Here is a 24,459-nt window from a genome sequence, read left to right on the forward strand (position 1 = left end):
CGTGAACATTTTATTATCATGAATAAAAGAAGTATCATTCCACAGTAATTCATGAAATGATACTTTCTCCTACATTGCGACTATATCATCTGCGATCGCCATTGTTGATTTTCGATGAGATACTAAAAGAATTGTCTTATTTGCTTTTTCCTGATCAAGACTTCTTAAAATGATTCCTTCATTCAGACTGTCAATGTTACTGGTCGGCTCATCTAAAAATATCATATCTGCATCATGCAGAAATGCACGTGCAATCCCGATACGCTGACGTTCCCCACCAGAGACAGACTCTCCTGACTCCGCTAATTTCGTGTCATATCCATCCGGCAGTGACATAATAAACTCATGAAGTGCCGCCTTTTTCGCAGCCGCAATCACTTCTTCCCTGGTCGCATCCTCTTTCGCAACTTTGATATTATTTTCAATCGTATCCGCAAACAGAAATGTCTCCTGTGTGACATAGGAAATATTGTCACGCAATGCCGTGGTTGAAATTTCATCCACATTTGTTTTTCCGTACCGGATATCTCCTTCAGATGTCTCATAAAAACGCATCAGAAGTTTTAAAAGCGTTGATTTACCACATCCGCTCTTTCCTAAAATTCCATGGATCTTATGTTCTGTAAATACATGATCAAAGTTTTCTAAGACTTTGCCAGGTGTACGTTCTTCTGCTGCTGACTCATAGGCAAAAGATACATGCTCGCAGGAAATATCGCCGCCACACTCGTTATTTCCATCTATTACATCTTCCACAAGCGGCTGCTCCTCTAAAATATCAAGTACACGGTTTCCGCTTGCCAGTGTGTGCTGTAAATTATTAGAAAGTGCAGATAAAGCGGCTGTCGGGCCAAAGGAACTGATCATCGCGATCACAGCGACCATTGCTTCATCTATGCTCACAGCTCCCTGTACAGTAAGATGTCCGCATAAAGCTGCCATAAGGACTCCTGCGATCAGGATCACACCATCTGTTGCAATGCGCTGTGTATTCTCTGCCATTTTCAGCTTTTTATTTTTCAGCTCTAACTTTTCTGTCTGTTCATTCATTTCATGCAGACGTTTTTCCTGCTGTCCGTACTGTAAAATTTCATCCATTCCATACAGATTATCCAAAACAACGGTGTTTAATTTTCCAAAACTTTCGCGGTAAATGCGTCCGTTTTCTGCACCATGTTTTCCATTGATAACAGGGATTACCGCCCCGACGATCAGGTAAAATACTGCTGCTAAAGCCCCCGCTGCCGGATGTAACCTCCCAATAAACCATACCATAAAGCCCGATGTAAGTATGGCGATCGCAATTGGAGAGATCGTATGTGCATAAAACACTTCGAGAAGTTCAATATCACTTGTGATAATGGAAATCAGATTTCCTTTTTCACTGCCATCTAATTTTGCCGGGCAGAGTTTTCGCAATGCGGCAAATACCTTATGACGGATCTGTGCTAAAAGTTTGAATGCAATATAATGGTTGCTTGCCTGCTCTGCATAGCGCAGGATGCCCCTTAATACTGCAAACACCACGATCAGAATAAAAATATGTGAAAGTGTCATTCCCTGATACAATCCTAAAACCTGACGGACACCAAAACCTCCTAAGATCGTGATGAATGTCGCCATCAGATTTCCGGCACATCCCATTAAAATCGCAACAAACATAAACGGTAGCATCGGTCTTATCATACCGATCAGTCCTGCCATGACTTTTACACCACTGCGTGCCCCTTTATTCTCTTTTCCCTGCATCAGACTGCCTCCTTTGCATATTTTTCCAATTCCTGCTGTGCCTTATAAAGGCTGCTGTAATATCCATTCTTCTCCATCAGTTTTGCATGGACTCCCGATTCCTCGATCACACCATCTTTCATGACAAGAATCTGGTCTGCATCGGTCACATTCGCAAGACGGTGTGAGATCAGAATTACTGTTTTCTTCTGTGCAAGCTCACGGATAACCTCCATAATCTTATTTTCACTCTCCACATCCACATTTGAAGTTGCCTCGTCAAATATGTAGATATCACTGTCATGCAGCAATGCCTTAGCAAGCGCAAGACGCTGTTTTTGTCCACCGGACAGATTCGATGCCTTCTCTGTGATCTCCATGGATAAACCACCTTTTTCCGAAACCGTATCATAGAGGTCAACCGCTTTTAACGCTGCTTCCATCTCCTCTGTGGTTGCATCTGCACGCCCCATACAGAGATTTTCACGCACGGTTCCTGCAAACAGATAACTGTCGTGACGCACTCGTGTAATTTTTCTGTACAATGCATCCGGTGCGATTTCATGGATATTGACACCGCCGACCGTGATCGTGCCGGAAAATGCATCCTGCTCCTTCCCTTCTCCCATCATTAAAGACGCCGCTGTACTTTTTCCGCATCCAGACACTCCGACTAAAGCTGTAAATGCCCCCTCTTCTGCCGTAAAAGATATCCCTTTTAAAACAGGTTTTTCCGGTTCATAAGCAAACGATACATCAGAAAATACGATGTCATCGCCCCCGATCTTTGTATTCTTTCCACACTGCGGCAACGGCTCATCCAGTAATTTAAAGATCTTGTCTGCGGCAGCATTTCCATTCATCGCGATATGGAAAAAAGAGCCTAACAGGCGAAGCGGCAGGAAAAATTCCGCTGAGATCAGTATGATAAAAATACATTCCGCCAGTGTGATATGGGAAGCCCGAAGTTCTAATACACTTAAAATAATACCGATCCCCGCTCCTCCATATGCAACCAGATCCATGATACTGATCGAGTTAAGCTGCATGATCAGCACCCGCATCGTCACTCTGCGGAACTGTTCTGCCTCCTCATCCATCTTTTTTGCATAGCGCTCATCTGCCTGATAAATTTTTAAGGTAGTCAGTCCCTGTAAATTTTCCAGAAAAGAATCTCCAAGTTCTGTGTAACTGCCCCAGTACTTTGCCAGAAGTTTTTTTGCGAATTTCTGCACGGCAACGATGGATACCGGAATCAGCGGGACGCATAAAAGCAGCACAACCGCAATTTTAAGGCTCATGCTTCCAACGATCAAAAACAATGTCAGCGGTGCGAACAGGCTGTAAAAGAACTGCGGGACATACTTTCCAAAATAAATCTCCAACTGCTCCACGCCCTCAGTACTGATCTGGACGATCTCGGATGTGGCAAAATGAGCATGATAGGAACTTCCAAGTTTCATTAATTTTTCATAGACAAGCTCGCGCAGTTTTCTTTTCACCTGCGTTGAGGCGGCAAAGGATAAATGGCTTCCAATGCTTGTAAATACTGCACGCCCGATATAAACCGCCGCAAAAACAATAAATAACTTTGCGATATCTCCCTCTCCAACAGTTCTGTTATACAGAAGCAGTTTTTCCAGAAAAACACCAATGGCATACATCAGCGCCACATTACAGAGCAGCGAGCCCCACTGCGTGGCGACCATCCCTGCCACATACTTCTGATTCTCTTTAAATTCCTTCATTAGTCTCTTATGAAACATATTAATCTCCATTCTTGCGCTGTCTTTCAATGAAAACAACGTTTTCATTTGCATCTCAAGTTTGTGCGTAAGCACTAATCTGCCTGTTTCCTCTTATTCTGCATGGTCACCTTCGCGTGACTGATTGCAAGTACAGGATGCACAAATAACATTCTAGGTCCCGAGTAACGCATCACTTTTCGTATTTCCTCCTGCATTTCCTTCGAATAACAATGCACCTTACATGCACTGCAGAATGTCTTTGTTTCCATGAACGGACAATGCATGGTGCGTGCCGTCGTATATTCTTTTAATTTTTCACACTGCTCACACAGCGTTCCCCTTTTCGTCCCGTGGCTGCCATGACAATAAATTTCTATCATGGAAGACACTGTTTCTATCTCCCTTTTTCGTTTTTCCTGTATTTCTTTTGTTTCCGTTTTCATATCCGCTTATCTATTTTTTTCCTCTCTGTTCCATCCTTATTTCTGTGTTTTGCTATTAGGTTAGACTAACTTTGCTTCGTTAGTCTAACCTAATACATATTACTTTGTCAAGAAAAAGTGGCTGGCACAAAAAGGAAAAGCGCAGATCTCCGCCGGATCTACGCTTTTTCTTCTAAAAAATAATATACTTTGATTTTGTCCTACACAGTTTTCACACACTGTGAAAACTTCTGTTTTGCATTTTCAACTTTGTTTGCATCTGCATCCGGAGTCGGATAAAGACCTCTCTGATGCATCATGTTAAATACATCTTCCTGAATGCAGTGTTCCTGCTCTAAGCAGTGAAGAATTGCATCTCTCACACTGTCATGCACACATTCATTTGCAAATGCATTATAGTTATTCGTTGCTGCCTTCTCAGCCGTAAGTGCATCGGCTAAGATTTCTTTGTCCGTATAAATCTGCTCTGTCATGATCTTCCTCCCTCTCTCATTCCTTAGCTCAACTGTGCATACAGGGAATTAAAATGTCCCTGATGTTTCTGGGAAATCTCCGTAAATTTGGCACTGATTTCCTGATCCTTTGTGTGTTCTGCAAGCATCTGGAATTTTTTGATCAAAAGATCCTCCTCGGTCAGCAGATCATTCAAAACGGATAATTCTTTTTCTGATAACTGGCTCATGTTCCACCTCCATATTTTCATTCATGGCAATAGATCCGGTCTTTAAACATGCGGTCTATCGCTGGCATATCGTCTTTCACATTGACTCGCCTAAATCATAGTGTGGTCAGAACCTGTCAGATTATACATCTCATTTAAAGTAATCCGTCACCGTTTACCAGTTCGTCTAAAACAGCATACATCTGCTTAATATCCACCGGTTTGCTTAAGTGCGCATTCATTCCTGCATCAAAAGATTTCTTTACATCCTCCTCAAAAACATTCGCTGTCATCGCAACGATCGGTACTGTTCTGCTGTCCGGATGATCTGATTCACGGATACAGCGTGTGGCAGCAAGTCCATCCATGACCGGCATCCGGATATCCATCAGTATCACGTCATAATATCCCGGTTCATTCTTTAAAAACAGTTCCACACCTTCTTTTCCATTCTCAGCGATATCCACCATAAAATTCTTATGTATCAGAATATTTCTCGTGATCTCAATGTTGATCTCATTGTCCTCGACAAGCAACGCTCTTTTTCCGGAAAAATCATACTCCTGATATATTGTCCGCTCTGTTCTGCGCCTGTCCTCCTTTGCAGTCTTTAAAGGAACTGTTACAACAAACGCAGTGCCATTTCCTTTCTCACTGTACACATCGATCTTACCACCCATAAAATCAATAATATTCTTGGAAATAGTAAGTCCTAATCCGGTTCCACCGCTTAATGTTGTATTTCTGTTATCTTCCTGCGCAAATGCATCAAAAATGTGTGGCAGAAAACTCTGCTCCATTCCAATTCCATTGTCCCTGATCTCAAAACGGAAGATCGTTTCCTGTTCTTCCCGGTTAAAAAGCTCTATGATAAAAATAACTCTTCCTTCCGGTGGTGTATATTTTACGGCATTCTCTAAAATCGATGACAATGCCTCATTTAACTTTTCACGGTCAAACAGATATTTATCCGCAAATGAACCCCGTCTCTGCATGGAAAAAGAAATTCTCTTCTCCTTTGCCTTACTGGAAAATTTTTCCTCTATATGCGTAAGAAATTCTTCAAGATCTGTACTTTCTTCATTGAATGCAACACGACCGCTCTCTAAAAGCGAAAGGTTTAAAATATCATCCATACAGGAGCGTAAAAACTGCGCCGACATCTCAATCTTGTCAAAGTTTTCAAGAACTTTCTTCTCATCACTAAGATTTGCCCTGCTCAGATAGGAAAGACCAATGATCGAATTAAGCGGTGTACGGATCTCGTGACTCATGCGCTCTAAGAACTCACTCTTAGAACGGTCTGCACGCTTTGCCTCCATCATCGCATCATAAATTTCTCTCTGGTGCTTCTGTTCTTCCTCGTAACTGTCTGTAATATCCCTGCGCACAAAAACCAATGTTGTTCTGGTCTTATCATAATAGTAAATACTCATTGATTTCCGACGGTATTCCTCACCGCACAGCAAACGGTAGTTAATGACTAAACGCTCTTTTTTCTGTAAATTTTCCTTAAGTCGTTCCAGTCTGAACTCCCTCTCACACATTTCTCTGTCATCCGGATGTACATACTCCGGAATTGCCACATCATTGACTTTCTGGTAATTTCCATCTAAAGGCGGCATAACATCCGCTTCCTCATTGGTAACAATCGTATGTACCATTCCATCTGCCAGATCCACATATGAAATAAAATCAATTTCTTCTTTTATAACGCTTTCCAAAATTGCCCGCTGTTTTTCCATAGTAATCCTTTTCCGCTCCATTTTGCATCTCGTACTGCTCTGATTTTATGAAACCTGTCTATTTATTATAACAGTTTTCTTCCCTGTTTTAAATAGAAAACGAAAATAAACTGTGTCTAAAGTCCTATTTGTAATCTTTTAAAAAACTATGAAGCTCCGTATCTGTACGATATGCGATCACAGTATTCAAATTTACATTTTCCACACTTTTAAAAATATTTGCAGCAATTCCGGGATTGATACTTCCAAATTCTTCCAGCAGATGTTTTATTTCTTTCTGCTGATCCAAAAAGATCTCTGTCATTTCCGGCATCATTCCAAATTCTTCGTTCCATTCTGATAGATCCTGCTTATGCACCAGATAAAACGGGCGGATCAACTCTAAACGATCTCCACACTCTTTTTCTTTTGGCATCAGGGTACTGATCTCACCTTTATACAGTACCCCCGCAAGGATCGTCTCTATCACATCCTCATAACAGTCTGCCACCGCCACCTTGTTACAGCCAGCTTCTTTTATCTCTCCATAAGATCTGATCTTTCGCACCGGAATACCGGTCTCCTCTGCAATTGATACGATTTTTCCGTCATCCTCCCTGCAAAGTCCAAAAAAATCCACTTCAAAATCAATCTTTCTGTGACGTTTTATCTCCTGAAAACATTTTGCAAGGATCAGTTCATTTCTGCCCTGTTCCATGAAGACTGCGACATGATCGCCATTCTCCACTAACTGATAATGATTGATTGCCCTTGCAAAACGTGAAAATATTGTCTTATGATATTTTTTACGAAGACTAAGCTCAATTTCGTCTTTTCTCGTCTCTTCCATAGAAACTCCATTTCTATTTTCAAATTATATTATCATGATATGGTACCTGCTCCGCAGATATTGAAGCACTATGAATCAGTATAATTTTTTCAGAATAGGAAGTCAATTTCTAATATCAAAAAAAGAACCTCACAGCCCAGAAATTTTTAGACTGCTCAGTTCCCTTTTTGATGTTCTAATAGCAAAAATAATGCCCACCAATTTTGACTTCCACATGTTCCGTCAAAGGAAATGTAGAAAAATACATTGTATCATCTCTTAATAATCTTGTTTTTCCATCCAGTACCTGTTTAATGGATTCATATTCCTTCTGTGTCGGATTCGCTCTGTTCCTGTTTTTAAAAGAACAGAACTGTACCGGATTTTTCTGGCTTAAAACTTCATAAAGTGTATCCGGATACACTTCACTTCTCATACGGTTAAACACAACTTCCACAACTGCCTGCTGCCCCTCTACCGGTTCGCCCTGTGATTCTAACCAGACGATCCTCGCAAGCAGTTCCGTTTCTTCCGGCGTTAAAGTAATGTTCCAGCGGTTTTGCTGTGTTTCCTGCTCTATCGCCGTTTCCTGCACTACCTGACTTACCTGTGCAGTTTCTTCTGTCTGTATCTCTTTTGTGGTTCTTATTTTTTCCTGCATCAGATCATCATCATATGCAGATGTTACTATCATAGTTTCTTTTTTTTCGATTCCTGTTTTTTCATCTGATTCTGGCGTAAATGAATGTGCAAAACGTATTGATCCTGCTGCAAGCCCCTCCATTACCGGAAGTTCTCTGACCGCTGCGTCTTTTTTCATGTTGGATGCTGCAGTCAGACTGACGATAAAACAAAACAGCACTGCCGCGCCCAATATTCTTTTTCTCATTTTGCTCCTTTCCTCAAGAATGATACATATATGTCAACATGACGAAAGCCGTCATTTGATACAGGCACATATCATACTTAGGTTATATCCAAAAGTCAAATTTTTTATACATACTTTTCTGAAAAAAAATTTGCGAATTTTACTCAAAATTTTGATATGTGCCACATTTTTTATCAGCCATTCATCCATTCGAAACTATGTTCGAATAAAGTAGAACTGACCAGGTAAACAAAAAAACACCCGTTTTTTCGGATGTTTTTTGAGATAATTGCCAAATTTTCAACTACATTTTTCATCTGTTTTTTATAAAAAACAATCTTTTTACTTTCGATAGATACATTCTTTGTTGCTGCAGGAGGCACAGATTCCTGTATGTTTTTCGCTGCATTTTTCTTTTCCACCAGAAAGTTCCACTAAAAATACTGCACTTTTTTTCGGCTCCATGCAGTATGCCTGATTGCAGATAACCCTTTTTTGTTTCATTCCAGACAGGAGCTTTGCCATTTTTTCAAAAGAAAGTTCTTCTTCCGTACCAAAAAAGTGATAAGAACTAATCCTCTGTTTCAAATGTGCCTCTGCCCATCTCTGAAACAGATCATAACCTTTTCGCAAAAGCTCCCAGCAGATCGTCTCCACTGCATATGCTTCTCTTAGGCAATCTGTGCTGCTATAGCGGTTTTGAAGCTCATCGACCCTGCCCCCAAACGTAAATATTCCGATAGCATAGTTTTCTTCCCTGTGTAGACTGAGTATCTGCTCACACCTGTTCCTGCCCATGCAGTAAAATCCTTCCTCTCCGGCAAGACATTCGCGCAGTCTGTCAGCAACCGTCTCTAGCATTTCCATATCCTTTTTTTCATAATGATACTGCTTTATGATATCCATAAGGAAATTATATGTCAGTTCATTTTTCAGGTTTGTATAAATAAATTTTTCTTCTGTCACTTATCTTTCCGTCTCTGCTTTCTTTTTTAAGAACTGCATGATGATCTCATAATTTTCCGCTTTGTGTGGAAATGTACAGTTCATACAGGATTTGATGATTCTGCCTTTACTGTTAATATATTCCGGTTTCCCCGGACAGTGCTCTCTCTCATACAGAGGACAAAAACAGAACAGACAGTTCATCTCATCATTTTCTACTTCATGGCATGGATAATATCTGCACGCTCTGTTTTCAAAATAACGATAGGAATTTTCCAATTTTAATGCTCCTTTACGATCACAATGGTAAGATAACCTGATGTATCGTCTAACTGTCCGATCTCTCTGGTTACTTTTTCATTCATCATACCACAGTTTTCCACCGAATACACTTCCATCTGACCGCCTTTTTTCTGTTTTTGCAGCATCTGCTTTAATTCCCCTAATTTTTTTCCGGACTTCATATATATTCTGGTTCCTGAAAGTTCTGTCGTTTTTTCTATATCGTAGGAAGCCGGTATCACATGGATTTCTTCTTTGTTATCCGCTAACGATATTCCAAGTGCCCCTGCCGCCGCACAAAAAGATGGAACTCCGTTTATGATATGCGCCTCATAACCAACCTTTGCCACACGTTTATGGATATATTGGTAGGTAGAATAAATAGTCGGATCTCCGATTGTCAAAAAGGCTGCTTTTCTGCCCTCATCTAACAGTTTTTTTATTGTAAGATAAATCTGTTCATGTGCCGTGGCAAGCCTGTTCTCATCCTTTGTCATTGGAAACGGCATACATATAAGTTCTTTTTCTGCGATCTCCCTGCATGCCTCTTTCATGATCCCATAGGCAATACAATCCTCTTTGCTTTTTGCAGGAAGTATCACTGTATCGCACTCCCTGACAATCCGCACAGCCTTTAATGTGACAAGCTCCGGATCACCCGGACCGACACCAACGCCATAGAGAATACCTGTTTTTTCTGTATCTTTCACGGTTAAATCCCTCTCTTTTTCTTTCATTTTCCTATGACTGCTTTCACATGTATAACAATAATCACATTATGAACCGGTTACGCTGCCGGATGAGGACTTCTGTAATTTATAGTTTTTCGCTTTTTTCACAAAATTTTCTGCAAACTGCGGCGCAGACGGATAATAAAGATGTGGAAATCCCACAAAAATCGTTTTTTCATCAAAAATGCAATCATATTTTTTCCCGCTTACCGGTTTTAATGCCACACAGCCATCACCGTTTGCAGTGCTGTCGAAATAATGAAATTCATGCCCTTTTATATTGACATTTTCCGGCAGAAAATCTGCCTCTTTTTCTGTCAGTTCGATATATCCAAAGCGGACAAGTTTTCCTGTGTAAAAGCAGTCTCCCGGCACAACCCCCGCCATCTCATAAACATGGTGGGCTGTATCTTCCATTGTCCGGTGCAGATACATAAATCCGCCACATTCCGCAACGATCGGCATTTTACGTTCTGCCCTGTCTTTTATGTCTGCAAGCATCGTCTTGTTTTGCGATAATTCCTTTGCATAGAGCTCCGGATAACCACCTACAAGCAATAAAGCATCCGCTTCTTTCGGGACATAATCATCGTGCAATGGAGAAAAAAACACAATGTCAGCTCCAGCTCTTTCTAGTGTTTTTAAATTATCTTCATAATAAAAACAGAATGCCTCATCACGTGCCACCGCGATCACAGGTCTTTTCTCATTTTCCTGTGAACACGCTTTCTGATTACTGGAACTATTTTTTCCCAACATATCAGTTTCTGCTGATTCGGATGTTTTCTCTGTCAACGCCCTGAATTCAGCATCCGGCAATTCTTCTGCACTCTCTGCGATTGCTATAAGTCTTTCTATATCAACCGTCTTTTCTAATATATCCGCTGTTTTTGACAGTTTTTCAGCCATCCTGTCTATTTCTTCCGGACGTTTCAGCCCCAAATGTCTGCTTTCTAACAAAATATCTTTCTGATTGGGAAAATATCCGAGAACGGCTGCCGGAAAACTTTTTTCGATCTCCGGCCGGATCGTCTCAAAAAAAGCTCCGGATGTCCGGTTTAAAATAATCCCCTTTATCAGGTGATTTGTATCATAAGCTAAAAAACCTGCGATCAGCGGAAGGATACTTCTCCCCATCCCGTGCGCATCAATGACCAGAATGACAGGCGTATCTGTTACCGTTGCCAGATCATAAGCAGATCCTTCTTTCCGGATTCCCCCTAACCCATCATACAGTCCCATCACGCCTTCCATCACCGATATATCTGCATTTTTTGCAGACGTCATAAACAACTCTGCTGTCGTTTTATCCCCGGTAAAAAAAGTATCCAGATTTTTCGATGGTATTCCAAGTACCGTGCGGTGGAACATGGGATCGATATAATCCGGTCCACACTTAAATGCCTGCACTTTTTTTCCCTGTCTTTTTAAGATTTCAAGCAGTGCACAGGTGATCGTAGTCTTTCCGCTTCCACTCCCTGTTGCACCGATCAGTATTCTTGGTGCCCTCATTGCTCCGCTCCTCCTGCAAAATAAAATGACAGGATAAATACCGGATTTTCTGCCTGCATCAGATGATAACGCCCTGCCTTTTTCGCCCTGCCAACAGACATCTGAATGATTTCTTCCTGTTCCACCGGAAATTCATTTAATATAGAAGAAACAGCTCCAACCGTCTCTAATGTTATCGCTGTCACCACCACACGCATACGTGGATTTTTCTGGTATAAATCCGTTAATATAGCCATTAAACTGCCATTGCTTCCGCCAATAAAAACATGTGTCGGAACCGGAAGATCTGCAAGTACCAAAGGTGCCTCCCCTCGAATCACTTTTACATTGGAAAGTTCAAATTTTTCACAGTTCTTTTCGATCAATGAAGCTGCCTCCGGCTTTCGCTCGATCGCATAGACTGTAAGATTTTTCGATAACCTTGCCATTTCAACTGCGATCGAACCTGTCCCGCTTCCGATATCATAGACGACTGAATTTTCTTTCAGCCGCATTTTACAGATAGCGGTCTCTCTGACTTCCTCTTTTGTCATCGGAACCTTATCACGGCAGAATGCATCATCCGGCAGACCGTGAGTCAGGAATTTCCGGTCAGCGTCTTTTCCTGTTTCATGAATTTCTTTATTTTGGATCAGACAGGTAAAGAGTCCTTCGTCCGCAAGCTGTATACATTCTTCCGGCGATAAGGTTTTAATCTGTTCATCCGGATAAGAAAGTGCATACCCGACCGTCACAGCCGTTTCTTTTAATCCACAGTCCAAAAGTCTCTTTCCAATTTCACGGACGTCCAAAACACCTGATGTGATAACGAACACTTTCCGGTTCGTCCTGACAGTCTCCATCAGAAGTTCCATATGATCTGTTCCGTGCAGACTGATGATTTTTGCATCCTGCCAGCTGTTACCGCTTCTAGCAGCCAGATAGGAAACGGAAGAAATCCCCGGACAGACAGATACTTCCATATCGCATCTTTCCTGCAATGCCTGTACCATTTTTTCTGCCCCGCTGTAAAACCCGGTATCACCGGAAAACAAAATAACAGCCTGTGGAACAGATGTTTCCAGATATGGAAGAATATCTTTTGCCAGGTAATATGGCAGCCGTCTGGCAGATAAATTCCACTGCGCAGGCACAGCGTCCAACAGCCTTTTTGCCCCGAATAACAGATCTGCGCTTCTAATGCGCTCTGCCACTTCCTCCGTGATCAGTTTTGTATTCCCCATACCGATTCCGACGAGAGATACCTGCATCTTTTTTCTTCTGATCTCTTTCCCTGTCAGACGCTCAATCTCTTTTAAAATCTCCTCTAAATTTTCCTTCTGTTCTCCGTTTTCCGCCTCCGGGTTTTTGATCACATAAACGGAAACTCCTGCCTTTTTTGCAGCACTGATCTTCTCTGAAAATCCGCCTGTCGCTCCACTCTCTTTTGTAACCATATGTGCGATCTGATACTGATGAAAAAGTGCCAGATTCATTTCTTCCGAAAATGGTCCCTGCATGGCAATAATCTGTTTTCCGGTAATACCATTCCGGTGACAGATCTCTATACTCTCCATTCCCGGAAGGACACGGACAAACAGACGTTTTTTTAATGTCTCATTTTCGCAATAACAATGCAGTTCCTTGCTACCTGTGGTAAGTAAGATATTTCCGGTTGTCTGCTCAAGGGCACGGACACATTCCTGCTGCGACTTTGCATAGATCACATTGTTTTCTTCTCCGGCAGACTGTAATGTCCGTCTTAAACGGTAATACGGAAGTCTGACCTGTTCTGCCGCCTGCCTGATATTCGAAGAAACCAGAACCGCATAAGGATGTGTTGCATCAACTGCTGCAGTATAGTCTCCATTTTGCATAAATTCTTTCATTTCATCTTCCGCAAGCCGTCCGGTGTGAATATTCCGGTACTTTCCTTCGGTCATGACTTCATGCCCATATTCTGTGGCTACACAGACATCTGCACAGATTCCGGAAGCATCTAAAATGTCTGCTAACTGCCTTCCCTCTGTCGTACCGGAAAAAATCAAAATGCGTTTCATATGTGATATCCCCTTTTGGTGACGAGATGTCCGTCTATGATCTTTGTCTCCGAGTTGCCGATAAATACCGTTGTAAACATATTTACCTGACGTTCTCTCAATTCTTTTAACGTGCACAGTTCCATTTTTGACTCGTCTCTTCCGATATTTTCCACATACCCGCACGGACGTGTCTCCTCGACTGTCTCTAACAGAATGTCGCAGGCGCGCATCAGATAATCTGCCCTTTTTCTGCTCGACGGATTATAGACCGCAATCGCAAAATCTCCGTCTGCCGCCGCTCTTAATCGTTTTTCTATCTTTTCCCACGGTGTTAAAAGATCACTTAAACTGATCACACAAAAATCATGGTTTAACGGTGCACCAAGACATGCTGCGCCGCTTAACGCAGCGGTAACGCCCGGCACAACACAAAGTTCACAGTCCGGGTAGTTTTCCCCGATCTCATACATCAAAGATGCCATTCCGTAAACTCCGGCATCCCCACTGCAGATCAAGGCAACTTTTTTTCCTTCTTCTGCCTTTTCAAAACAAAGAATGCAGCGCTCACGTTCCTGTTTCATCGGTGTGGACAACTGCTCTTTTCCGGCAAATGCCTCTCCTAATAATTTTAAATAAACCTGATATCCGATGATCGTATCACAGGACATCAATGTCTCGTATGCCTGCATCGTCATCATAGACTCCTCACCTGGTCCCATTCCAACAATATATATTTTATGTTTCATCAAATCTTACACTCCATTCCCGCTCCGCTATTGCGAGCGTCATTCCGTCTTTTGCTTTCTTTCTGAGCAGTAATCTACCCCGTAATAGCACTTTTTTCTGATTTTCACTACTGTCACAGCATACCTTTGGTTCTTCTTTCTGGCATGCCGCAAGCGCTGCACGCTCACAGACATTGTCCACACCGACTGTCTGTGAAACAAATTCTGAACTGCTAAAAAAACCCGGTATTTCTTTTAAAACCTCTTTCGGATATGCCAGAAAATCCAACCCGTATTTTTCTGCAAATTGCAAAAAACCCGGTTCTTCTTTTTTCAGATCAATTGTGGCAAGCGCATTGACTGCCTGTATAGCTATCTGCTCCTGTTCTAATGTCTCTAATACAAACTGCTCAATCTCCTCACAGGATTTTCCCCTCTTGCAGCCCATACCAAGGATGATGGAACGTGGAACCAGCCAGAGTGGCTCTGTATGTGCTTTAACTTCCAACTGTTCATCCATAACCTGATTTAGGAGAAGTTTTTTTACCGGATATCTTGCAGATATTATAACATCCGGCACTATCAGATTTTCTTCCTCACATATTTTCATAGCCGGTAAAATGACCGAATCCGGTACATTTCCCTCGATTTTTCCATCTGTCAGCATCACGATCTTTTTTCCATCAAGCACCTTCGATGAGACTGCTGCGATCTGTGCTTTATTCTGTATCAAAAGCCCATTTTCTTTTGCAAAAACATCCACCGCAAATGCATGATTGACATCGGTTGCTGTCGTGATGACAGGCACTGCACCGATCCTATCTGCAAGCAGTCTTGCAAGATTATTTGCCCCACCGTAATGTCCGGATAAAACCGGGATAACAAACTGCCCTGCCTCATCTACGACCAGAACCGGAATATCCGTAAGTTTATCACGTAAAGACGGTGCCATGGCACGTACCGCAATTCCACATGCACCGATCCAGATGACCGCTGTTTTGTTTCCTTTTCTATTCTGTTCGAAGCGTGCACGCATCCAGTCGTAGATTGTTTCTTTGACGTAAACCTGATTTTTCCATCCGGCAGCATTTTGTTCCTGTTTTTGCCAGATCTTTCTCTCTGTATCTGCCAGATTCTGATATTTTCCATATTTTGTATACAAGTGGACTTCGTAATCTTCCTGCTCAACAAGAATTTCATCCCGTATCTTTTCCGAGAGTCTTATCCCGCGCCCGGTAAAACTCATGATATCGATCTGCATGTATTACTCCTTCTTTTTCCGGAATTCTGTTTCAAAATCCGGTGCATACAGTTTCGAACGTGTACACCGTTCTTTTGCAAGAATATCTCCAACCAAAACCAGTGCCGTTTTTGTGATATGATGCTCTTTCGCAACCTGCGGTAATGTCTCGACCGTACATAAATATGCTTCCTCTTCCGGCCAGCTTGCCTTATACACTAACGCTGCCGGGGTATCTTCCGTATACCCCCCCGCCACAAGACGTCTGGAAAGCTCCTCTAACATTCCGGTACTTAAGTAAATCGCCATGGATGCCTGATGTGCTGCAAAACTCTCAATGCTTTCTTTTTCCGGTACCGCTGTTTTTCCTGCCATACGGGTAATGATAAGACTCTGTGAAACCTCCGGCAGTGTATATTCAATCTGTAAGGATGCTGCAGCGCCAAAGCAGGCAGAAACTCCCGGACAGCTCTCATAAGGAATCCCCAGTTGATCCAGCCAGTCCATCTGCTCTCTGACTGCCCCATAAAGACTCGGCTCTCCGGTATGAAGACGCACCAGCATTTTTTCTTCTGCCTGTGCCTTTTTCATCACATCTATGACTTCCTCCAGTGTCATTTTTGCACTGTTATAAACCTCACACCCCTCCCCGGTATAGGAAAGTAACTCCGGGTTTACCAGTGATCCCGCATAGATCACTACATCTGCTTTTTTTAACAGCCGCATTCCACGCACTGTAATAAGGTCTGCTGCTCCACAGCCGGCACCTACAAAATATATCATTGCTTCTCCTCCTTCAGTCTCCCGATCAATTCTGCTGCTCCGTCACTTTCTCCAAGTCCTCCATGCTCGTTCGAATATAAAATACACTCAACCACGATCTTCCCTGCTGCTCTTTTATTCAGGTAAAACATGATCTTTTGCATGATAAGTTTCATCGTCTGTTCGCAAAGCCCAGCCTTTTTTAATACATTGACTGCCTCTTCCGTTGTCACGCAGGAAAGGATCTGACATGCTGTATCCGCATCCGCTCCTGCTAACAGGGCAGATGATGCGATCAGCTCCATCCGGCAGTCTCCTTCCCTTGAATGTGTATTCATGATTCCTCCGGCGACCTTTACCAGCTTGCCGATATGCCCGGTCAGAAGCATGGCTTTAAATCCATTTTCCACCGCCATATCAATCGTATCTCCGATAAAATTGCTGCATTTCACACTTTTATCCAGATCATAACCGTAAGTCCGTTTCATATAATCAAGTCCATAATTTCCCGGTGAGACTGCTACGATGGAATTTCCTAACGCACGTTTCTGTTTTAATTCCACACGGATCGTCTCAAGCAGCGCCCTGCTGCTCATCGGCTCCACAATGCCGCTCGTTCCAAGAATCGAGAGCCCTCCTGTGATGCCAAGTCTCGGATTAAATGTCTGCGACGCAAGTTCTTCCCCTTCCGGCACAGAAATTTCAACCAGAATATCTGCCCATTCATCCGTGAGCGCACAGACTTCCCTCACCTCTTTTTCGATCATCTCCCGCGGCACATGATTGATGGCTGCATTTCCGACCGGCTGGTCTAATCCCGGTTTTGTGACACGCCCGACACCGTATCCCCCATCGATCACGATCTTCTGTGAATGCGCAGACTTCCCTTTTTGCTGCATGTCACTGTCAATCCTTGAAACAGTTGCCACGATATGTGCCCCTGTCGTAATATCAGGATCGTCTCCACCATCCTTTATTACTGCACAGCTTACTTCTGTTTCACCTCGTCTTATGTCTGTGATCGCAGCATGATAACGGATTCCTTTTGGTGTCTCGATCTCTATCTCATTTTTTATTTTTCCGGTAAACAACATATATGCTGCCGCCTTTGCTGCTGCTGCCGCACAGCTTCCGGTTGTAAATCCATAGCGCATGGGGTTCTCCTTTTTCTTTTACAAGAATCTTCGTGATATCAGGCGAAAATCTATCAATCCACCTTTTTCACTGCATCCTCCCGCCGCACTTCATATAACAATGCATTACAGATCGCAGCAGCCACATTGCTGCCTCCTTTTCTTCCCCGGTTCACGATACACGGCACATTGGTGTGCAGGATCATTTCTTTTGCCACCTCCACATTGACGAATCCAACCGGAACTCCGATGATAAATGCAGGACGGTAAATTCCGTCACTGATCAGTTCATATAAACGTATCAGTGCTGTCGGGGCATTTCCCACAGCAAAAACGACCGGCTTGTCCAGTTTTGCCGCATGTTCCATGGAAATAACTGCCCGCGTCACCCTGCGCTCTTTTGCCTCTTTTGCAACCTCTTCATCTGCCATAAAACAATGTGCCATACCACCATATGTTTCAAGTACTTTTTTATTGATGCCGGATAATGCCATGTTTGTATCCGTCACGATATCCGCACCGTTTCGGATCAGGCTCTTTGCAACTGCAACCGCATTTTCTGAAAAGGTAAGTGTATCTGCATATCCGAAGTCCGCGCTCGTATGGATCACACGTTTGGTCACCGGCTCCTGTTCTTCCAGGATCACAATTCCCCGCTCCGCCAGTTCTTTTGTGATGATCGCAAAACTGCGACCCTCGATATCTCCGGGCAGCACAAATTCTACCGCGCCTGTTTTGTGCACCAGTTGGGCTGTTGCTCCGGTTTTGCCGATGCACTCCTGCCCTTTTACTCTGTCATTTCGTTCTTCTGACTTCTCTTTCATCAGGTCAATACGCTCTGCTGCCTGTGCATTTTCATGAATTTCCCTTAACACCTCTGCAAACATCCGGTTCTGTTCTTCTGATTTTACCGCGATCCGGTAATAACCTCTCTGTAACCCCCGGAAATTACTGCAGTCACGGATCAGAATACCGCGCTGTAAAAATAACTCATACAGCGGCATTTCACTGTAAAATAACAGATAGTCTGCATCGGAATCAAACACACTGCATCCCGCCGCCTGTAATTCTTCAAGCAAAAACTGCCGCTGCGTCTGAATACATACTACCGCACGCGCAATATATTCCTGCTCTTTTATTGCAGCGACTCCCGCTCTCTGGGCGAATACCGACAGATTCCACTCCGGTAACTGCAGCCGGATCTTTTCTGCTAAATTCTGCTCACAAACCAGATATCCCAGCCGCACCCCCGGTATCGCATATAATTTGGTAAATGCACGTATCACGACTACATTTGGAAATTCATCCAGCCGTTTTAAAAAAGAATATGTCTGTTCTTTCCCGGTCAGTTCCATAAAACATTCATCTAACACCAGCGTAATGTCACACTGTCTGCATTTTTCTGCAATTTGAAAAATCAGTTCCGGTTCAACGAGATTTCCGACCGGATTATTGGGATTTGCCAGAAATACCAGAGAAATATTCTCATCTAACACATCCAATATGCGGTCGGTCAGACAGAAATTTTCTTCTTTTTTCATCTCATAAAAGATAACTTCGCAGTCTATTGCTTTTGCTGCCTCTTCATATCCCAAAAAAGAAGGTACCGGGATCAGTATTTTTGATGGTTTTATGGCATGTAAAACGGCATGGAACAATTCTGATGCACCATTTCCAAACACAAGCTGTTCTTTTCGCACCTGTAACTGCTCTGTGACTGCAGCGCTAAGTGCCTGTGCTCTGATATCCGGGTAGTTTTCTGCTTCCTCCACTGCCTGATGAAGTGCTTCTTTCACCGGATCTGGCATTCCAAGCGGGTTGGTGTTCACCGAAAAATCCAGTCTTATCTGATTGCGGTATATGTCTCCTCCGTGGTACTGCATTCCTTTATTTCTCACTTTCTGTAGTCTGTTCTTTTATTTTCGGACATTAGATGATCTGTCATTTCAAAAATTCAGATATATCATTCGTATTCAGAGTATAACACAAAGTGCCGTCTGTACACAATTTTTTGTGTTACAGACGGCACCTGCTAATGATTTTTTATACATTCCATACACCTTAAATCATTTCTTTATTATAACTTCGTTTTCCGTTGATATATTCTGCATATGCTTTTTATTTCCATGACTACTATTTCACTTACTCATAGCAACCGTACTTAATCATTTTGTGTGCGGATTGTCAATCTTTATCCTGCACAAACTCTTCCCGCATCGGTGTAAAAATGTCTAAAAGGATTCCTTCTTTTAAACATACACAGCCATGCTCAATCGAATCTCTCTTTAGCAGTGCATCTCCCGGATTTACGATCTTCTTTTCACCATTGATCGTAAATTCAAACTGACCTGACACCACATATGTGATCTGGGTATGCGGATGATGATGCAGCGCACCAATGGCTCCTTTTTCAAAATGATTTTCCACACACATCAGCTCATCGGCATATGCTAATATTTTGCGCTTTACGCCTTCTCCACAAACTTCTGATTCAATTTCGCTGTTAAAGTTCCAGATCTGATTTTTTTTGGTTTTCATAGAAAAGTCCCCCTTTTTGATTTAAGAATTTGCTGATTTTTGTTTTTTTAAGTACCGCACCAGTGCTAAGATGCAGACCATATCAATAAATACAACCACCACGATCGAACCCATTCCATAAAAAATACCTGCTGTCTCTGCGATCTTACCAATGATAGACGGCATCACGATGGAACCGATACTTGCGGTTGTCAGAATAAAGCTCCATGCGATTGGATATTTTTCAATGAGATTTCCGGCAAAGGAAACGGTCGTCGGATAAATTCCTGCCATGCTGTAACCAAATCCCATAATACCGATCACGATCCATACCGTACTGCGGCTGAATAAAAGTAAAAAGAAAAAGCATACGAGTCCGATTCCCATAATTGGCAGCAGTTTTTCTTTTTGCATTCTGGTGGAAAGCCACGCTGTGGTCAGACGCCCTGCTAAAATCATCACCCATAACACGCTCGCTGTCATCTGGGATAAAGATGCCGGCAGGAATCCGGTATCTTTAAAATATGTGATCATCCATCCGATAACTCCCTGCTCTGCACAGAGATAGAAAAATAATGTTGCAACGCATAAATAAAACAGTGGTTCCGAAAAGAACCCAAAGTTTCCACCTTTTTTCTCTTTCTCCACCCGGTCATTTTCCATCGGGATCATCGCATACAAAATCCAGCTTAAAACGCCCATTGCAAGCATAAAATAACATGCCACGATCCAGCCGGATTCTCCGCTTCCTGTAAACAGTGTCAGAAGGATCGGGAACAAAAAAGCTCCGACAGAAAACATTGCATGCAGTCCATTGATCGTCCATGCTTTTCCCGGTGCCAGGCTGTTGATCGCCGTATTGCAGAAATTACTTGTCGCACCTCTGGCAACTCCGGTCAGGAAAAATGCCAGTGCAATGCACCAGTTATGATTTCCAAAAATGATCAAAAGATAGGAAAGTGCAAAAAATGCATTAAAAAATAAAATACTCTTTTTTCTTCCGATGGCAACCGGCAGTAATCCGGCTGCAAAACTTGAAACAAGATTTCCGACAGAATGCAGACTGACGATCAGACCACAAAATGCATAATCAAGTCCTCTTGCATCCCTGATAAAAGGAAGCAGTGAGCCGATGGAAAGTGCTAACATTCCATTCAGCAAAAATACACTATAATTGCATAAAAACTGTTTCTTTTTTATTTTATCCTGTAAAAAATCCATCCGTTCATCCTCACTTATTATTTTGTGCAATGATCTGTTCGATCACATCCATATAGTCTGCACAGTATTTTTCATACACTCCCATGACAGCTTCCTGAAAACGCTTTTTTTCTGCCGCAGATAGTTCTACTACTTCCACACCCTGTTTCAATGCCATCTCCTTTGAATCCGCTTCGCGTTCCGTCCAGAGTTTTCTCTCATACAATGCTGATTCTTTTGCACAATCTAAGATCATCTTCTGATCATCTTCCGAAAGTTTATTCCATGTATTTTTCGAACATATCTGCATTTCCGGCACCCGGTTGTGCTCATCAACCGTATAATATTTTGCCACCTCATAGTGATTCATCGCCTCATAGGAAGGCCAGTTATTCTCTGCCCCATCCACCGTTCCACGCTCTAATGCAGAATATACATCAGCATATGGGATCGGCAGTGCCGTTGCGCCAAGTGCCTCTACCATATCTACCATCACTTCCGATTCCTGTACACGGATACGCATGCCTGCCATATCCTCAAGACAGGTGATCGGTTTTTTTGAATTATAAAAATTTCTTGCACCCGCATCATACCAGGAAAGTCCGACCAGTTCATTTTCATCCGTCGCAGCAAGAAAAGCATCTCCGATCTCACCATCAAGAACTTTCCACATATGATCAGAATTTGTATACAGATATGGCATCTGCAAAACATTTAATTCTGGAATATATTCTGCCAGCTGCGAAAGGGATACTCGCGCAAAATCGATCCCACCATACTGTATCTGTGCGATCACATCGCTCTCTGTGCCAAGCGCCCCTTCCGCCTGAACTAAGATCTGTATTCTTCCATTACTTCTCTTTTCTACCAGCTTTGCAAACTCTTTCGCCCCCAGTGTTGTCGGATAATCCTCCGTCTGGTTCTCTGCATAAGAAAAAACAAATTCCGGTTCTCTCTCTTGTACCAGCATATGGCGGCACAACAATCCTGCTGCAAGAACCGCCGCCGCAGACAAAATAAAGATTCCTCTTTTTTTCATTTATCCTAATCCTCCGACAGCATTTCCCGTCTCCATCTGCTTTAAAATCTCCATACGGTACTCTGTAGGCGTGCTTCCCACGGCACGTTTAAACACTTTAGCAAAATAATTCGAATCCCGGTATCCGACATTCGTGCTGATATCTTTTACATTGATACGGACATCGGCAAGCAGCTGCTTTGCCTGCTCCATCCGGAACTCGGTCAGATATACAATAAAACTCTTATCGAAACACTGCTTGAATATCTTACAGAAATACGCATCAGAATAATTCATTTCTTCTGCAACACTCTGCAGGGAAATATCTTCTTTATAATGCATACTGATATACTGTCTGATATTTTCTGCCACAGCACTCATTCTGATATTGCCGCTTTCCGGCTGGATATCTTTCTTTTTTTCCTGTTTTTCCGTTAAAATCTCTTTTCTATCTTCCCGCAATCCGTCTGTTCTCTCATTTAACAGCCGTATCGCTTCCTCTAGCACTGTAACCAGTTCCTCTTCGGTTCCCGGTTTCAGCAGATAATCCAGGGCATGTACCGAAATTGCGCGTTTTGCATAATTAAATTCATCAAATGCTGTCAGGAAAATAATGCTGCAGTCCTTGTTTTTTTCCCGGATCTGCCCTGCTGCCTCTAAACCATTCACACCAGGCATCTCAATGTCAAGCAATGCGATCTGACAGTCTTTTTCTGTAAAAAACTTTGCTGCCTCCCTGCCATTTACTGCTTCCACAACTTCTAACTGTCCGGAAAAATATTTTTTTATCGTTCTTGCGACGATCATTCTCTCTATCGGTTCATCGTCCGCCACCAACACACGGTACATCTTCTTCTCCCACTTCCTTATGTCTGATCTGTATTTTTATGACAGTCCCGGCATCTTTCCTGCTGTAAACTTCCACATTTCCATCCTGATACATTGCATGTATCCTCCGGTAAATATTTCCAAGTCCGATTCCGGTCTTTCCATCTTCTTTTGCCAGTTCTCTGCGCAGATGCATAAGCAGCTCATCATCCATACCCAGTCCATCGTCTCCAATCGTAATGAATATAAATTCTCCCTGCTGCCAGATATGTATCCGCACGGTTCCGCCTTCTTCCTTTTTGGAAAGTCCATGAATAATAGCATTTTCCACAAGCGGCTGAAACGTAAATGCCGGAACAATGACTTTATCCGCATCCACACGGCAGATCTTCTGATACGAGATACGCTCTCCAAACCGCATCTGCTGCAGATACATATAATCTTCTACAATTTTTAATTCCTGCGACAGACACACTTCCGTTTCCTGATTTTTCAGGTTATACCGGAAAAGCGCAGATAATGCACGGATCATTTTTTCGGTCGTTGCAGCCTCTTCTAAACATGCCATTCCACCGATCACATTTAATGTATTAAACAGAAAATGCGGGTTAATCTGGCTTTTTAACAGTTCGAGTTTGGTCATCTCCAATCGCTTTTCTGTCTCTAGTTTTTCCAATTCTTCCTCATGTAAGAGATCTAACGTCTTTCGTTTTTCTTCCAGCGCCTGAATATATTCTCCTGTCGCATATTTCATTTTATTGAATGCATGAACCAACTCCCCAAGCTCATCTTTATTGTCTACTTTTACATCCTCTATAAAGAAATCATTTGCTGCGATTTTCTGTGATGCACGCACCAGCTTAAAAATGGGCGACATGATCGTTTCTTTCATCAACGAAGCCATTTCCGCAATTCCAAATAACAGCAAAAGTCCGGCAAATATAACTACCATCGGCACGCTGACTAATGTCGGTACTTTTTTCTGATAGGAAATATCCCCCTCCTCGATCGTACAGTTCATCAGTATCCCGGCATACTGTCCTAAGTATTTCTGCATATCATAAACTTCGTAGAGTCTGCTGACATAATCTGTCACATTGTCTTCCATGGAAAGAATCGCATCTCTTTTTGTACAGTAAACTTCATAACTGCTGCGGATCGACCATGTTTTTGCATAACGGAGCTCTCCGACCTTACGGTACTGAAATGGCAGATCATAAACAGCATTTTTTGTCCGTTTCATGGCACGGTCTAACTCTTCTTTTTTCTCTGCATCCGGATTTCTCATATAACTTTCAAACAGCGTACTCTCCTTCTCTAATGCCTGGATCAGTTCGCTGCACTTTGCATTATCCTGTAAAATACCGTTAAAATCGACCAGTGAAAAACGGACAACCCAGACATTAAAAACAACGGAAAGCAGGATGGTCAGACAGACCATCCCGGTAAACACTGCTATTTTCTTTTGAATGGTAAGCTCCTGCCACCATAATTTTATCCTTTTCTTCAAGCTGTTGTCCCATCCTGCTTTTTTATCCGCTTCG

23 protein-coding genes are annotated in these 24,459 nt (G+C 42.6%); all 23 read right to left on the reverse strand.

The genetic code is table 11. The features are described 5' to 3' along the window. Positions 1-69 precede the first annotated feature (69 nt). Positions 70-1,749, reverse strand: coding sequence for an amino acid ABC transporter ATP-binding/permease protein (locus ACDD58_RS16195; protein WP_370778411.1), 1,680 nt, complete (start codon positions 1,747-1,749; stop codon positions 70-72). Further along, positions 1,749-3,494, reverse strand: coding sequence for an ABC transporter ATP-binding protein/permease (locus ACDD58_RS16200; protein ID WP_370778762.1), 1,746 nt, complete (start codon positions 3,492-3,494; stop codon positions 1,749-1,751). Before ACDD58_RS16200 ends, ACDD58_RS16195 begins: the two co-directional genes overlap by 1 nt. Before the next feature lie 74 nt (positions 3,495-3,568). After that, positions 3,569-3,919 (reverse strand): nitrous oxide-stimulated promoter family protein, encoded by a 351-nt coding sequence (locus tag ACDD58_RS16205; RefSeq protein ID WP_370778412.1) that lies wholly within the window; start codon positions 3,917-3,919, stop codon positions 3,569-3,571. A 200-nt stretch (positions 3,920-4,119) separates the two neighbouring features. Then, the gene (locus ACDD58_RS16210) at positions 4,120-4,392 is read right to left on the reverse strand and encodes a spore coat protein (protein ID WP_006856858.1); all 273 of its coding nucleotides are present in this window, start codon (positions 4,390-4,392) and stop codon (positions 4,120-4,122) included. 23 nt (positions 4,393-4,415) lie between these two features. Continuing rightward, positions 4,416-4,601 carry a hypothetical protein gene (locus tag ACDD58_RS16215; protein WP_117922111.1) on the reverse strand — a complete coding sequence of 62 codons (186 nt, stop codon included), beginning with the start codon at positions 4,599-4,601 and terminating at the stop codon, positions 4,416-4,418. A 134-nt stretch (positions 4,602-4,735) separates the two neighbouring features. Further along, positions 4,736-6,325: an ATP-binding protein gene (locus ACDD58_RS16220; protein ID WP_370778413.1), complete on the reverse strand. Its 1,590-nt coding sequence runs from the start codon at positions 6,323-6,325 to the stop codon at positions 4,736-4,738. 124 nt (positions 6,326-6,449) lie between these two features. After that, on the reverse strand, positions 6,450-7,154 hold the full coding sequence (locus tag ACDD58_RS16225; RefSeq protein WP_370778414.1) for an ATPase: 705 nt from the start codon (positions 7,152-7,154) through the stop codon (positions 6,450-6,452). A 175-nt stretch (positions 7,155-7,329) separates the two neighbouring features. Next, positions 7,330-8,022 carry a cell wall hydrolase gene (locus ACDD58_RS16230; RefSeq protein ID WP_370778415.1) on the reverse strand — a complete coding sequence of 231 codons (693 nt, stop codon included), beginning with the start codon at positions 8,020-8,022 and terminating at the stop codon, positions 7,330-7,332. A 321-nt stretch (positions 8,023-8,343) separates the two neighbouring features. Further along, positions 8,344-8,967, reverse strand: a complete 624-nt coding sequence (locus tag ACDD58_RS16235) for a hypothetical protein (RefSeq protein WP_370778416.1) — start codon at positions 8,965-8,967, stop codon at positions 8,344-8,346. Beyond that, on the reverse strand, positions 8,968-9,225 hold the full coding sequence (locus ACDD58_RS16240) for a cysteine-rich small domain-containing protein (protein WP_117922106.1): 258 nt from the start codon (positions 9,223-9,225) through the stop codon (positions 8,968-8,970). Between the two features lie 2 nt (positions 9,226-9,227). Beyond that, positions 9,228-9,965, reverse strand: coding sequence for a precorrin-2 C(20)-methyltransferase (cobI, locus tag ACDD58_RS16245; RefSeq protein WP_370778417.1), 738 nt, complete (start codon positions 9,963-9,965; stop codon positions 9,228-9,230). A 39-nt stretch (positions 9,966-10,004) separates the two neighbouring features. After that, positions 10,005-11,471, reverse strand: a complete 1,467-nt coding sequence (locus ACDD58_RS16250; protein ID WP_370778419.1) for a cobyrinate a,c-diamide synthase — start codon at positions 11,469-11,471, stop codon at positions 10,005-10,007. Next, entirely contained in the window at positions 11,468-13,510 is a 2,043-nt protein-coding gene (cobK, locus tag ACDD58_RS16255) for a precorrin-6A reductase (protein WP_370778420.1), read from the reverse strand. The genes ACDD58_RS16250 and cobK overlap by 4 nt, the downstream gene beginning before the upstream one ends. Further along, on the reverse strand, positions 13,507-14,238 hold the full coding sequence (cobJ, locus tag ACDD58_RS16260) for a precorrin-3B C(17)-methyltransferase (RefSeq protein ID WP_117922103.1): 732 nt from the start codon (positions 14,236-14,238) through the stop codon (positions 13,507-13,509). The genes cobK and cobJ overlap by 4 nt, the downstream gene beginning before the upstream one ends. Next, positions 14,228-15,478, reverse strand: a complete 1,251-nt coding sequence (locus ACDD58_RS16265) for a cobalt-precorrin 5A hydrolase (RefSeq protein ID WP_370778421.1) — start codon at positions 15,476-15,478, stop codon at positions 14,228-14,230. The genes cobJ and ACDD58_RS16265 overlap by 11 nt, the downstream gene beginning before the upstream one ends. Before the next feature lie 3 nt (positions 15,479-15,481). After that, on the reverse strand, positions 15,482-16,240 hold the full coding sequence (gene cobM, locus ACDD58_RS16270; protein ID WP_370778422.1) for a precorrin-4 C(11)-methyltransferase: 759 nt from the start codon (positions 16,238-16,240) through the stop codon (positions 15,482-15,484). Next, positions 16,237-17,373, reverse strand: coding sequence for a cobalt-precorrin-5B (C(1))-methyltransferase CbiD (gene cbiD, locus ACDD58_RS16275; RefSeq protein WP_370778423.1), 1,137 nt, complete (start codon positions 17,371-17,373; stop codon positions 16,237-16,239). Before cbiD ends, cobM begins: the two co-directional genes overlap by 4 nt. 53 nt (positions 17,374-17,426) lie before the next feature. Next, a complete protein-coding gene (locus tag ACDD58_RS16280; protein ID WP_186900156.1) occupies positions 17,427-19,235 on the reverse strand; it encodes a precorrin-8X methylmutase in 1,809 nt (602 codons plus the stop codon). A gap of 301 nt (positions 19,236-19,536) precedes the next feature. Beyond that, the gene (locus tag ACDD58_RS16285) at positions 19,537-19,890 is read right to left on the reverse strand and encodes a cupin domain-containing protein (protein WP_117922098.1); all 354 of its coding nucleotides are present in this window, start codon (positions 19,888-19,890) and stop codon (positions 19,537-19,539) included. A gap of 21 nt (positions 19,891-19,911) precedes the next feature. Further along, complete coding sequence (locus ACDD58_RS16290) at positions 19,912-21,090, reverse strand: sugar MFS transporter (protein ID WP_207724057.1); 1,179 nt, start codon at positions 21,088-21,090, stop codon at positions 19,912-19,914. A gap of 10 nt (positions 21,091-21,100) precedes the next feature. Continuing rightward, the gene (locus ACDD58_RS16295) at positions 21,101-22,108 is read right to left on the reverse strand and encodes a TRAP transporter substrate-binding protein (RefSeq protein WP_370778424.1); all 1,008 of its coding nucleotides are present in this window, start codon (positions 22,106-22,108) and stop codon (positions 21,101-21,103) included. Then, positions 22,109-22,936, reverse strand: a complete 828-nt coding sequence (locus ACDD58_RS16300) for a response regulator (protein WP_370778425.1) — start codon at positions 22,934-22,936, stop codon at positions 22,109-22,111. Next, a complete protein-coding gene (locus ACDD58_RS16305; RefSeq protein WP_370778426.1) occupies positions 22,908-24,425 on the reverse strand; it encodes a sensor histidine kinase in 1,518 nt (505 codons plus the stop codon). The genes ACDD58_RS16300 and ACDD58_RS16305 overlap by 29 nt, the downstream gene beginning before the upstream one ends. Positions 24,426-24,459: the final 34 nt, after the last annotated feature.

The sequence above is a fragment of the Roseburia sp. genome (assembly GCF_041325975.1).
GTDB classification, from domain to species: domain Bacteria; phylum Bacillota; class Clostridia; order Lachnospirales; family Lachnospiraceae; genus Roseburia; species Roseburia rectibacter.